The 12,308-nt window shown below is 62.4% G+C and carries 9 protein-coding genes; 7 read left to right on the top strand and 2 right to left on the bottom strand.

Annotated features, from left to right (window positions below; translation table 11 throughout):
* The first annotated feature begins 16 nt into the window (after positions 1-16).
* Positions 17-709, top strand: a complete 693-nt coding sequence (gene urtE / locus DBR12_RS15765; protein ID WP_108618129.1) for an urea ABC transporter ATP-binding subunit UrtE — start codon at positions 17-19, stop codon at positions 707-709.
* 44 nt (positions 710-753) lie between these two features.
* Here urtE and DBR12_RS15760 read toward each other — a convergent pair whose 3' ends face one another.
* Entirely contained in the window at positions 754-1,674 is a 921-nt protein-coding gene (locus tag DBR12_RS15760; RefSeq protein WP_108618128.1) for a LysR family transcriptional regulator, read from the bottom strand.
* A gap of 399 nt (positions 1,675-2,073) precedes the next feature.
* On the opposite strand from DBR12_RS15760, the gene DBR12_RS15755 reads away from it, so the two are divergent.
* From DBR12_RS15755 to DBR12_RS15745, 3 genes are read left to right on the top strand one after another with little or no spacing between them, the layout of a single operon-like run.
* On the top strand, positions 2,074-3,087 hold the full coding sequence (locus DBR12_RS15755) for a porin (RefSeq protein WP_108618127.1): 1,014 nt from the start codon (positions 2,074-2,076) through the stop codon (positions 3,085-3,087).
* Positions 3,077-4,108 carry a tripartite tricarboxylate transporter substrate binding protein gene (locus DBR12_RS15750; protein ID WP_108618294.1) on the top strand — a complete coding sequence of 344 codons (1,032 nt, stop codon included), beginning with the start codon at positions 3,077-3,079 and terminating at the stop codon, positions 4,106-4,108. Before DBR12_RS15755 ends, DBR12_RS15750 begins: the two co-directional genes overlap by 11 nt.
* A 13-nt stretch (positions 4,109-4,121) precedes the next feature.
* Complete coding sequence (locus DBR12_RS15745) at positions 4,122-5,975, top strand: CocE/NonD family hydrolase (protein ID WP_108618126.1); 1,854 nt, start codon at positions 4,122-4,124, stop codon at positions 5,973-5,975.
* A gap of 1 nt (position 5,976) precedes the next feature.
* Here DBR12_RS15745 and DBR12_RS15740 read toward each other — a convergent pair whose 3' ends face one another.
* The gene (locus DBR12_RS15740) at positions 5,977-6,849 is read right to left on the bottom strand and encodes a phosphatase PAP2 family protein (protein WP_108618125.1); all 873 of its coding nucleotides are present in this window, start codon (positions 6,847-6,849) and stop codon (positions 5,977-5,979) included.
* Between the two features lie 242 nt (positions 6,850-7,091).
* Here DBR12_RS15740 and DBR12_RS15735 point away from each other — a divergent pair, with 242 nt between their 5' ends.
* The 3 genes from DBR12_RS15735 (at position 7,092) to alaC (ending at position 11,415) form a co-directional block, all read left to right on the top strand.
* Complete coding sequence (locus DBR12_RS15735; RefSeq protein WP_108618124.1) at positions 7,092-8,198, top strand: diacylglycerol kinase family protein; 1,107 nt, start codon at positions 7,092-7,094, stop codon at positions 8,196-8,198.
* 668 nt (positions 8,199-8,866) lie between these two features.
* Complete coding sequence (locus DBR12_RS15730; protein ID WP_108618123.1) at positions 8,867-9,949, top strand: adenylate/guanylate cyclase domain-containing protein; 1,083 nt, start codon at positions 8,867-8,869, stop codon at positions 9,947-9,949.
* Positions 9,950-10,188: 239 nt separating this feature from the next.
* A complete protein-coding gene (gene alaC, locus DBR12_RS15725) occupies positions 10,189-11,415 on the top strand; it encodes an alanine transaminase (protein ID WP_108618122.1) in 1,227 nt (408 codons plus the stop codon).
* Positions 11,416-12,308: the final 893 nt, after the last annotated feature.

Raw genomic sequence — 12,308 nt, 5'->3', positions numbered from 1 at the left:
AAGTCAAAAAACCATCATGCTCACCGTCCAAAACATCAACCAGTACTACGGCGGCTCCCACATCCTGCGCGACGTGAGCCTCACCGCCCCCCCCGGCAAAGTCACCGTCCTGCTCGGTCGCAACGGCGTGGGCAAGACCACGCTGCTCAAAAGCCTCATGGGCCTGGTACCCATCAAAAGCGGCAGCATCAGCTTCGACGGCAAAGCCATCGACAAAGCCACTCCGTACGACCGTGCCCGCGCAGGCATTGGCTTTGTTCCTCAGGGACGCGAAATCTTCGGGCGTCTGACGGTGGAAGAAAACCTGCGCATGGGCCTGGCCTACAAAAGTGGCTCCACCCCGGTGCCCCCGCACCTGTACGAGCTTTTCCCCGTGCTCAAGCAGATGCTCAAGCGCCGGGGCGGCGACCTGTCAGGCGGTCAACAGCAGCAACTGGCCATTGCGCGTGCGCTCGCACCCGGCCCGCGTTTGCTGATCCTGGACGAGCCCACCGAGGGCATCCAGCCCAGCATCATCAAAGACATTGGCCGGGTGATTCGCATGCTGGCCGACAAGGGCGAGATGGCCATCCTGCTGTGCGAGCAGTACTACGACTTTGCGCAGGAGCTGGCCGACGAATACCTGGTGATGGAGCGCGGCGAAGTCATCGCCCGTGGGCCTGGCAGCGAAATGGAAGCCAAGGGTATTCGCAATCTGGTGGCCATCTGATGGATTCAGTCACCTGGTTCGATGCGCGCCTCCTCTCGCTCCCTTCAGCCGGCTGCAGGTCGATCGTTGCGCAGGGGTGATGGCACCAAAGCTTCCACCAGTAGCTGAGTGAAGGTGTCGTGCAGTGGTGTTTCGGTCGCATTGCTCACTGTCGCGATTCCCAACTGGTAGGCGATGCGCGGACGGAATGGTCGCAAGGTCACGGTGTCGCGCGGGCAGTGTTGCACCAGCAATGCGTTGACGATGGATACGCCCAGCCCCTGGGCCACATGGGCGCAGGCCTCGCTCACCGAGTGCACTTCCAGGGCTACGCGCGGTTGTACGCGGGTCTGGCGAAACGCCATGTCGATGTCATGGCGGATCTGGCGCTGGCGCCCCAGCAAGATCAAGCTGGTGTCGATCAGATCGGTGGGGCCGACTTCATGCAGATGCTCCAGGGGGTGCCCCGTGGGCATGATGCACACGGCTTCGGAATCCAGGCTGACCCGGGTGCTGAGCCCCTGCATCTCCATCGGCAGCCGCACGAGGCCGATGTCTGCATCGCGGCTGAGCAATGCGCGCTCGGCATCGTTGTAGGAGCCCGAGAGCACCTCCAGCACCACATCGGGGTGCGCCTGCATGAACCGCTTGGCCAGAGTGGGCATGAGCGTGGTGGCCAGGGTGCTGGGAAGGGCAACCTTGAGAAGTCGCCGCCGGAATCCTCCAAGGCGCAATTGTTCCGCATGTCGGCGAAAACACTGGGCAGAGTCCATCAGGCCCTGGGCGTCGTGCACCAGCGCATGGGCTTCTGCCGTGGGGCTCAGGCGTCCCTTTTCGCGTACGAACAATCGCAGGGAAAGGTCTTCCTCCAGCTGAGCCAGAAGTCGGCTGATGGCGGGTTGTGACAGCCCCATGCGCTCTGCAGCGCCTGTGGTGGAGCCGCTGAGCATGATGGCCTGGAAGGCTTCGAGTTGCTTGAAATTCATGGGCGATTGACCGTGTCTGCGCATCCCGGTAGCTGAGGTTGTCCTGCATAACTCCCTGCGGCCTGTGAACGCGCGGCCTCGGGCGGTTCGCTGCATTGCTTTTCTTGCCAACAAGCCAACAAGCCGGCTATCGGCTGCCAAAAGACGCCTTGCGCTACATCCCGATCCGCGCTACCACCGCCCGCGAGAGTTATGCAGGGCATCCTTAACGTATCCAGGGACTGGCGTGCATTGCTTGCATCTTGGCACCTGCCGTGCCTTGGCGCAAACCAGCGGCTGATTGCATAGGGTCATCAGTCTTCGTCATACCGTTGTGATGGGTGTCAGTGCTCCAGAGAATCGGCCGCGTCTTCACCCAATAACGCACCGATTCATCCGTCAACCAAGGAGCATGATGTCATGAGGTCCCCCTTTCCCTTCGCGCTGGCCGCCTGCGGTCTTTTCTTTTCTGCCGCGCCGCACGTGGTTGCGCAAGACCTGCAGGTGTACGGGCAGGTGCGCTTGACCATCAACAAGGTCAAGACCGGAAATACGGGTTCGGTCACGGAAGAGCGCGACAACGCCTCCCGGCTAGGTTTTCGGGGCAAGGAGGATCTGGGTGATGGAATGACCGCCCTGTTTGGCCTGGAGATGGGGGTGGATGCTGACTCTGGAGCCGCCGCAGCGCCAGGGTTTCGAAACAGCTACGCGGCTTTGCGCGGCAGTTGGGGCACAGTGGCCCTGGGCCGACTGGATTCGGCGAACCCCACGGGATCGCCGCTGTATTCGCAGGTCACGCGCATCACATCATTCGCCGCCAATGATGCAGGAGCCACCGCGATCGGTACCTCCATGCTCAATGCACGCAATCGCACTTCGAACGCCATCGGATACCAGAGTCCCATGTGGGGCAGCGTTAACTTCCGAGCCCGCTACTACCTGCGTGGCGATGCCAGAACGCCTGATCAGGAGAACGGCGCCAAGTCTATGGATATGGGCTTGAACTACGCGCAGGGGCCCTGGTCGGCAGGCATCGGATACGCCAAGGACACGCGTCCGGGAGGGCTGCTTGCCAATGAGTTCTCCAGCAAATGGCAGGCGGGGGTGCGCTACGACTTCGGCGTGGTCGAGCCTTATGTGCTGCTGGGGCGCGACACCTATGCCAAAGCGTCTGCCACGGCGCGTGCCGGTGTGGACTATTGGCTGGTGGGTAGCCGGTTCGCCGCGGGCCAGCATGCAGTCGTTGTTAACCTGGCGCAGCGCGAAGTACAGACTTCGCTGCTAGGTGTGCGCAAGCGCTATCAGGTGGCGTACACCTATGCGTTGTCCAGACGCACGGAGTTGCAGGCCTTCTTCGACCAAGACGGAATCAATTCCAGCCGCAGCAATGCGGCTGTACGCGCCGTGGGCGCAGGAGTTCGCCATGATTTCTAAAACCATCGATGCAGCCTCATGGGTCTGCTTTTCTCGCAATGCTTTCCGTTACCCGATCCTGCAGCGCGTGTCGGCGGGGCTGGTGTCAGGGGTGTTGCTGTGGGTTGTTTCCCTTTCTGCGCAGGCTGCCCAGTTCCCCGAGAAGCCCGTGCGTATCGTGGTTCCGTTTCCTGCAGGGGCAGCAGCCGACACAGCCATGCGTGTGGTGGCACGCAAGATGTCGGACCAGTGGCGGCAGCCTGTCGTCGTTGACAACCGGCCTGGTGCGCACGGCTTCCAGTCGGTGACGGCGTCGCCGGCTGATGGGTACACCTTGCTGCTGGGGGCTGGTTCGGGAATGGTGACGGCGCCGCTGTTGTCCAGCAAACTCGCCTATAACCCGTCGCGTGACTTCGTGCCGGTTGGGCGGGTGGTGATCAATATTCCCATTCTCACCACGCACCCGAGCTTGAACGTTCGCACGGTGCAAGAGCTGGTCGAACTGGCTCGCAAGAACCCTGGCCAACTCAACTACAGCACCAGCGGCAACGGCAGCCCTGGTCACCTGTCGATGGAGATGTTCCAGGCTGCCACGGGCACCCGCATGGTGCAGATTCCCTACAAAGGCGGTGGCCCCGCCGTGAACGAACTGGCAGGCGGTCATGTGCAGCTTGGCATGAACGCGGTGCCCAGTGTTGCGCCGCATATCAAGGGCGGAAAGTTGGTGCCGATCGCGGTGGCCAGCGCCAAGCGGTCGCGTGCCTTCCCAAATGTGCCAACCATGGCCGAGGCGGGTGTGAAGGGTTTTGAATACGACATCTGGTACGCATTGTTTGCCCCCACGGGGACGCCGGCGGATCTTGTCAATCGCATCAGCAAGGCGCTAGCGGCTGCACTGGGCGATCCCGAGATTGCAAGTCAACTGCTGGCGCAAGGGGCAGAGCCTGCGCCCACAACGCCGCAGGAGCTTGCTCGTTTCATACAAGAGGACACCGCGCGTTGGGCCAAGCTGGTCAAAGAACGCAACCTCAAGCTGGACTGAGTGAGGCCACCGCATGCGCATGATTTCAACGGCCTCCTTTGGCGGCGTGACCCGGCACACATGCTGGGTACCTGTGCGAGACGGAGTTCGCCTCGCCACTGACGTCTATCTGCCCGAGCCCAAGCCAGGCCCGCTGCCCGTATTGCTGGAACGCACGCCTTACGGCAAGGATGAAGAAACCCGGCGCGAGCGCACTGCGCTCAATCCGCATCCCATGCGGCGCGGTGAAGTTGCCGCCCTTTTTGCAAAAGAAGGTTATGCAGTGGTCGTGCAGGACTGCCGTGGCCGCTTTGATTCTGAAGGGCATTTCACCAAGTACCTTGGCGAAGCCCATGATGGCGCCGATACCATGCAGTGGATCATGGCCCAGCCCTGGTGCAATGGCGCGATCGGCACGTATGGGCTTTCGTATGCGGCCCACACCCAGACTGCATTGGCCAGTCAGCGGCCTGCCGGGTTGAAGGCCATGTTCCTGGAGTGCGGTGGCTTTGCCAATGCCTACCGTGGTGGCATTCGCCATGGCGGGGCTTTCGAGCTGAAGCAGGCGGTCTGGGCATTGCGCAATGCCCGCAGCGGTAGCAACCGCATCAGCGCAGCGGCGCGCCAGGCGCTGGACCAGACCGACATCGGCGACTGGTTCAGGCGGTTGCCCTGGACGCGGGGAGACTCGCCATTGCAATGGGCGCCTGAGTACGAGGACTATCTTTTTGGCCAGTGGGAGCGCGGTACCTTCGACGAATACTGGCGCCAGCCCGAACTGTATGCAGCCGGCCATTACGATGCTTTTGATGGAGTGGCCGTCATGATGATGTGCGGCTGGTGGGACCCCTACGCGCAAACCACTACAGATAACTATCTGGGGCTCTCTGAGCGTGGCGATGCCCGCGTGCGCATGGTGCTTGGCCCCTGGACCCATGGCGAGCGCAGCGTGCCTTGGGCGGGGAACGTGGACTTTGGCCCCGCAGCAGTGCTCGATGGCTCGCTGGCACAGGACTACGTGCACATGCGGCTGTCCTGGTTCGACCATTGGCTCAAGGGCAAGTCGGCGTCATCACAGATGCGCGACGCCGTGCGCTATTTTCGTATGGGCGGTGGTTCGGGGCGCAGCACACCGGCCGGGCGGTTGGACCATGGCGGCGTATGGTGCAGTGCGTGCGGATGGCCTGTGCCGGGAACGGAGTTCATGCCCTGGTACCTCGGAGCAGACGGCTCCCTGTCCCCCGTGCAGCCTCAAAGCGATGAAGCGCTGAGCTTCTGGTTCGACCCCGCCCACCCTGTGCCTACCATCGGTGGTTCAGTCACTTCCGGAGAGCCTCTGATGGTGGCTGGCGCCTATGACCAGCGCACCAGCGCTGATGTTTTCGGGGCGCAGGAGCCCTATGGCCCCTTGGCGGATCGGAGTGATGTGCTCGTTTTCCAGACTCCTGCGCTGGAGGCCGATATGGAGGTGACGGGGCCTATTGTGATGGAGTTGTGGGTATCTTCCACCGCCCTTGACACGGACTTCACCGCCAAGCTCATCGACCAGTATCCGCCCAGCGAGGATTACCCACAGGGCTATGCGATGAACCTGACGGACGGCATCATGCGATGTCGATACCGGCGATCCTGGGAAACGCCGCAGATGATGAGTCCTGGCGAGGTGGTGCAGATCACCATAGAGCCGATGCCCACCTCCAACCTTTTCCGCAAGGGCCATCGGATAAGGCTGGACATTTCCAGCAGCAACTTCCCCAGGTTCGACGTCAATCCCAACACTGGCGCACCAGAGGCGGGCGCAGGGCCACGTGCGGTGGCGCGCAACAGTGTCCATACTGGCGGCAGAACTGCCTCCCGTCTGGTCTTGCCCCTGGTGAAAAACCACTGAGTCACACTGCGCCATTCTGGCTGCGGACTGGCATGGGGGCTGCGCGTCGCCAGTGCGAAACGCTCTCCATGATCAGCACCGTGCATACCATCCAGGTACCGCCCACCAGCCACCCTGCCAGCACATCGCTGGCGTAGTGCACCTGCAGCACGATGCGGCTCCAGCCCGTGGTAAAAATGAGTGCACCGGCCACCATCGCAGCGGGCAGGTGCCACACACGCGGTAGCAGCCGCGTGGCCAAGTAGGCCAGCATGGCATAGGCCACCATCGATGCACTGCTGTGCCCGCTGGGAAAGCTGTAGCCGCTGGCCTCGGCAAGGCCATGCGTGTGCTCGGGCCGCACTCGTTCGAACAGATTTTTCAGCACCTTGGTCAACGCGCCATTGCCTGCCATGGCCACCAGCCAGCCTGTGGCCAGAATTTTGTGCTGGCGCAACCACAGTGCGACCGCCACTGCCAGGGTCAGGGCTGCCAACACCCAGGTGTCGCCCAGGTGGGTGAGCGTGGCAAACATCTGCAGCACGGCGGTGTCGGCCTCGGCACGCAGGTGGGCTGCAATGGTGTCGTCGAGTACGCCCCACGGGCCTTGGGCACGACCGCTTTCAGCCAGTTCTGCCATGGTGGCGCCCGCCAGCACCAATGTGCAGGCCGATGTTGCCATGGCTGCCAGCATGAGGGTGCGCGCCTGGGCCGGAAAGAGCCGGAGCAGCGGCGGCCCCGCTTTTTTTCGCAGGGTGCGCAGGCCCGCCAGTGCGCAGGCGCCCAGCAGCGCCATGGACAGCATGCCAGCCAACCACCAGCCTACAGGGTATTGCGCCAGCAGGGTGCCAAGATCGGATGCTGTGGATATGGCAGCGGGAGGGGGTGTCGTCATGGTGCGGGGTAGTCTTTCTCTTTTCGGTTTCCATTTTTTGCAGATGCAGTCAGCTGCAATGCACAAGGAATGAACCCGCAGGTTGTACCGAAGTTCCCAGCAGCCCGCGCCATGGTGGGTGTATTGGGCTCAAATGCGCTGCGACTGGCTGCAAGCGCCGAACCCGACCGCGACCATGTGTCACCCCGCGGTTCCCACCCCTTCCCAATGTGGGGTTGCTCCTGTTTGTTGCAGAGTTTTGCATGCTCGCGTCTGACTGCCCTCATCCTCCACAGCCCCGTGGCCCTATTCACCTTGTGGTGCCCAAGCGGCCTGGGGCCGACCTGGACCTGCTGCGTGCCACGCTCGAAGGCGTGTCTGCACTGCAGGCGCACAACCTCGTGTGGCATGTGCCCCGCCAGCGCGGTGACATCGTGCAGCTGGCCCGCAACGCTGCCGAGGCCGCGCGCACTGACGGCGGCCTGGTGGTGGCCGCAGGTGGCGATGGGACCATCAACGCCGTAGCTGCAGCTGCGCTGCACGCGGGTGTACCCATGGGGGTGGTGCCCATGGGCACCTTCAACTACTTCAGCCGCGAAAATGGACTGGCGCTGGACCCGGAGCAGTCTGTGCAAGACCTGCTGCAGGCCCTGCACGCTGGGGATCTGCGTCCCGTGCAGGTGGGGTACGTGAACCACCGCATGTTTGTTGTTAACGCCAGCGTGGGCCTGTACCCCAAGCTGCTGGCTGAGCGCGAGCGGGCTTCCCTGCGTTTTGGCCGGTCGCGCGGGGTGGCGGTGGCATCGGCGGTGTGGAGCCTGTTCCGCCCCGCAGCTGGCAGGCGCTGGCGTGTGGTGATGACCACCCAGCATGGTGCCGAGGTGCGGCATGAGGAGCATCTGGTCACCACCCTGTTTGTGGGCAACAACCCGTTGCAGCTTGACCGCATGGGCCTGCCGCAGGCCCAGCAAGTGGCAGACGGTGGGCACCTGGCGGTGGTGATGCTGAAGCCCCAGAACCGCAGTGCCATAGCGCGCACGGTGTGGAACGCAGCCACCGGCCAGCTGGACAGGGATAGCGCCGTGACCAGCATTGCCTGCACCGAGCTGACCGTGGCGCCGTCCAGCTGGCGCCCTCCGCAGGTCAAGGTAGCGTTTGATGGTGAGCGGGAGTGGATGGCACCACCACTGCACTTTCGGGTGGGCACACGGCCGCTGTGGCTGGTGGCGCCATCGCCTTCTGTGCACGATGCTGCTCCGCAGCCTTCACAGGCAGTAGTGACCATGCCCACTGCCCCGCCGAGCGCACAAGGCCTCGGAGCGATAGCGCCTTGCCGGGGCTCAGATGTTGCTGTCTGGCCATGTGCATGACTCCTGCTTTCTGTAGCCCCCGCCGGGTCTGTGGGCCAGCCGTGCGGGCACGGCAGTGTCGGGCCGTCTGTGGCATGGCAGTGATGACAACTTGATGGGGTTGAGTGAGGAACCCCTGGGCATTGCGGCGGCCGGGCCTGAGCGAAGCGCAATGCGGTGGGACTATGACCGGGCAACTGGGAACTTTTTACGTATGGATCGGGGGGGGGGAGCTCCATGGTTCACGGCCCAAATCGTATGGCAACGCTGCAGGTGGGTAGATGCCGCTTTTTCTGGCGGTTAACTATTGTTTACTGTTGGGTAAGCCGGCGAAAACGGCGAAATCGGCGAAGCGGCCTGATTTCTCGCAGGCTCCCACTAATCGTGTCCCTGGAGGGCGCATGCGATTTTTCCTCTGTGATGGAGGATTTTTCCGTGTCTCGGAGAGGTGCTGGAGCAGGACTCACCGCCTGTAGTGGGGTTATCCCAGGATGGAATGCCCGGTTGACCGATTTTTGGGGCGCGCCTATCCTGAACGGCGTGTAAAGGGTGTTTGGGTTGACCTGCAAAACCCCTTGAGTCGGTGATAGTGCGGACCGCCCGAGGCTGCGCAATCACGGACCACAGGGAGTTATGCAGGTCAACCCCAGCCCCCGCTTTCCATGCTCCCGTTGCCTGCCCCATTGCCCATGAACAAAGAATTCCACCACGATGCCGTGCGCCGCCTGCAGTCGCTGATCGAGCGCGAGACCGGAGCGTCCCTTTCCGAAGCGGCACAGGCCGAGATGGCCAGCATCCTGCATGGCATGCAAAGCCCCGATGGTGTGGCCGCCGAGGGACTGAACGTGGCGACGCGCGAGGTCACCATTTTGCTGGCCGACCTGCGTGGATTCACTGCGCTGTCGGGCTCACAGCCTGCTGCGGTTGTCATTGCCGCGCTCAACCGATGCCTGGCGCGTCTGTCCGAGGTGGTTTTCAAATACCAGGGCAGCATCGACAAGTTCATGGGCGACTCGATCATGGTGCTGTTTGGCGCGCCTGTGGCCCGCGACGACGATGTGGACCGCGCGCTCCTGTGCGCAGTAGAGATGCAGATGGCCATGCGCGAGCTGAACCTCGCGCATTTGCGCGAGCGGCTGCCCGAAGTCTTTCTCGGCATTGGCGTGAACACGGGCACGGTGATGGCGGGGCGTTTCGGCTCTGACGTGTATTCCGAATACACCGTGATCGGCGAGGCGGTCAACCTGGCTTCGCGCATTGAGGCGCTGAGCCTGCGTGGCCAGGTGCTCATCAGCGACACGACGTATCAGCGTTGCTGGGGCCTGGTTTCAGCGTCGGCTCCCATGCAGGTCTACGTCAAGGGCCGCACGCAGCCTGTCAGCTTGCGTGAGCTGATTGCCATTCCATCGCACAAGCTCAAGGTGCCTCGCCAGGAGTTCCGCCGCAGCCACCGCGTGGATGCGCGCCTGCCCTGTCTATGCCAACGCGTGCAGGACAAGATTGTGGTGCCTCATATCGTGCACGGCGCCATCCGCGACATCGGCTACCACGGATTGCTGGTGGAGCTGATCGAGCCGTTGGAACCGCACAGTGAGATCAAGCTGGAATTTGAGCTGCCGCTTGTGGACTACCGCGTGGCCGATGTGTATGCGCGGGTCATCACCCTCAAACAGGAGGGCGATGAGTGGGTGGCAGGGATGGAGTTCACCTCGATCAGCGCCGAATGCCACGCCAAGGTGCAGATGTTTGTGCAGTTGCTCGTGGCGCACTGACGCGGTTGCGCCCGGGGGCGATCAACACCCCAACATGCTGGGGCGGTGGGGGCGCGTTTATGCGTTCTTCGCAGAAAGTAAAGCCTGCGCGCCATAGTCACACCTGCTGCATTGCCGCCACACCGCGCACAAAGTGCTGGAACGCAGCAAGCCGCTTGCGCTACATTGGCTGCGGGCCGGCCTTTCTGCCAGCCACGTCGCTCGGACGGTTCCGGGCGCTTACGTGAAAGTCACACCGCATGTCTGCATCGCAGGGCAAGCGCCGTTTTGCGCGCATTGATCGTCTCCCTCCCTACGTCTTCAACATCACGGCAGAGCTCAAACTCGCCGCCCGCCGCCGGGGCGAAGACATCATCGACATGAGCATGGGCAACCCCGACGGGGCCACGCCGCCGCACATCGTCGCCAAGCTCACCGAAGTGGCCCAGCGGCCCGACACCCACGGCTACAGCGCCAGCAAAGGCATCCCGCGCCTGCGCCGCGCCATCAGCCACTGGTACAAAGACCGCTACGCGGTGGACATCAACCCCGACACCGAGGCCATCGTCACCATCGGCTCCAAGGAAGGCCTGGCCCACCTGATGCTGGCCACGCTGGACCGGGGCGACACCGTTCTGGTGCCGGACCCGAGCTACCCCATCCACATCTACGGTGCGGTGATTGCCGGTGCCGACATCCGCAGCGTGCCCGTGGCGCCCGACGTGGACTTTTTTGCCGAGCTGGAAAAGGCCATCCGCGGCAGCTACCCCAAGCCCAAGATGATGATCTTTGGCTTCCCCAGCAACCCCACCACGCAGTGCGTGGACCAGGGCTTCTTCGAGCGCGTGATCGCCCTGGCCAAGAAGCACGACATCCTGGTGGTGCACGACCTGGCCTACGCCGACATCGTGTACGACGGCTACCGCGCCCCCAGCATCATGGAAGTGCCCGGCGCCAAGGATGTGGCGGTGGAGTTTTTCACCCTGAGCAAAAGCTACAACATGGCCGGCTGGCGCGTGGGCTTCATGGTGGGCAACCCCGACCTGGTGGCGGCGCTCGCCCGCATCAAGAGCTACCACGACTACGGCACCTTCACCCCCCTGCAGGTGGCCGCCATTGCCGCGCTGGAAGGCGACCAACAGTGCGTGAAAGACATCGCCGCCCAGTACCAGCGCCGCCGCGACGTGCTCTACAAGGGCCTCACCGAATCCGGCTGGGCTGTGGACTGCCCCAAGGCCAGCATGTACATCTGGGCCCGCATCCCCGAGCCGTATCGGGCGCTGGGGTCGCTGGAGTTTGCGCGGCAGTTGCTCGACAAGGCCAAGGTGTGCGTGTCGCCGGGCATCGGGTTTGGCGACCAGGGGGATGAGTACGTGCGCTTTGCGCTGATCGAGAACGAGGCGCGGATTCGGCAGGCGGTGCGGGGGATTCGTGCCATGTTCAAGGCGGATGGTTTGTTGAAGGTGCCAACGGTGGCGTCAGCTTGAACCAGCTCAGCTGGTCGGGTGTAGATCAAACTAAAACCGACGCCGGACGGTTGGCTTCGAACTGGGCCACCGTTCGTTGTTGACGAAAAACAGACGGTCGGCGTAACTTCTCAACGGAGAATCGACACATGCAAAGCCCCGATGGTCTTGATGAACTCCACGCAGGTTTAGTGGCGGCAGGGGTGCAGAGTTTGCTTTTTCATGACTGCATTCATATCCCATTGCAGTTCCAGGACGGGCATGTCGAGATTAGAGCGCCGCTAGGTGCCAAGCGGTCTGCACAGATTTTTAAAGACCCGATATCAACCGCACTGCCCCTTGGACCTTGCGAATGTATTGACGACCCTGACGCCTGTGCTCAGCACATACTTTTCCAACTGTCGCTGAGAGGTCTGATGGCCTGTCGAACCACCGTGTAAATTGCTGTTTTGGGTCCTTCGGCATGTCACAGCTGGGACCTAGAGCGGCCAGAAGCAGACGTTTGAGATCGTGACTAAATCAGAGTTCGCAATACTCGTCCTTTGGGTCATGCTGCCTCCATTACTGGTTGGCGGTACTTTGATGTGGAGGTTCGAGCGTGGAGTTCGTCCTCAGGTTGCCTTGGTGCTGCTCTCGGTGGTCTTGACGGTTGCTGTTTTGTTGTTCGGCCCAAATTGGCTTGGTCGCTACCTAGGGTTGCACGACGTGGAATTTCTGGGGCGTCACATGATCTGGTCACCGCTTGGTTGGGTTTGTGTGACAACAGCTTGGCCCGTGGCTGCTCTCCTGACGCTTCGCAAAAAACGTGTGCCCTGATGGGTTGCACAACACGGGCTGTTTCTAAGGTTGGTGAATGGATCGCTGACTGGGCGCGAAGAAACTGTGCATTAAGCGGTTGCACACTCACCCTACAT

Source organism: Acidovorax sp. HMWF029 (assembly GCF_003060895.1).
Lineage (GTDB): Bacteria > Pseudomonadota > Gammaproteobacteria > Burkholderiales > Burkholderiaceae_C > Acidovorax.
The sequence above is the reverse complement of the archived record's forward strand: the minus strand, read 5'-3'. Positions and strand labels throughout refer to the sequence as shown.

Excerpts from the sequence above, each read along its gene's own strand:
- urtE (WP_108618129.1), top strand. The coding sequence starts at position 17 with ATGCTCACCGTCCAAAACATCAACCAGTACTACGGCGGCTCCCACATC.
- DBR12_RS15760 (WP_108618128.1), bottom strand. The coding sequence starts at position 1,674 with ATGAATTTCAAGCAACTCGAAGCCTTCCAGGCCATCATGCTCAGCGGC.
- DBR12_RS15755 (WP_108618127.1), top strand. The coding sequence starts at position 2,074 with ATGAGGTCCCCCTTTCCCTTCGCGCTGGCCGCCTGCGGTCTTTTCTTT.
- DBR12_RS15750 (WP_108618294.1), top strand. The coding sequence starts at position 3,077 with ATGATTTCTAAAACCATCGATGCAGCCTCATGGGTCTGCTTTTCTCGC.
- DBR12_RS15745 (WP_108618126.1), top strand. The coding sequence starts at position 4,122 with ATGCGCATGATTTCAACGGCCTCCTTTGGCGGCGTGACCCGGCACACA.
- DBR12_RS15740 (WP_108618125.1), bottom strand. The coding sequence starts at position 6,849 with ATGACGACACCCCCTCCCGCTGCCATATCCACAGCATCCGATCTTGGC.
- DBR12_RS15735 (WP_108618124.1), top strand. The coding sequence starts at position 7,092 with ATGCTCGCGTCTGACTGCCCTCATCCTCCACAGCCCCGTGGCCCTATT.
- DBR12_RS15730 (WP_108618123.1), top strand. The coding sequence starts at position 8,867 with ATGAACAAAGAATTCCACCACGATGCCGTGCGCCGCCTGCAGTCGCTG.
- alaC (WP_108618122.1), top strand. The coding sequence starts at position 10,189 with ATGTCTGCATCGCAGGGCAAGCGCCGTTTTGCGCGCATTGATCGTCTC.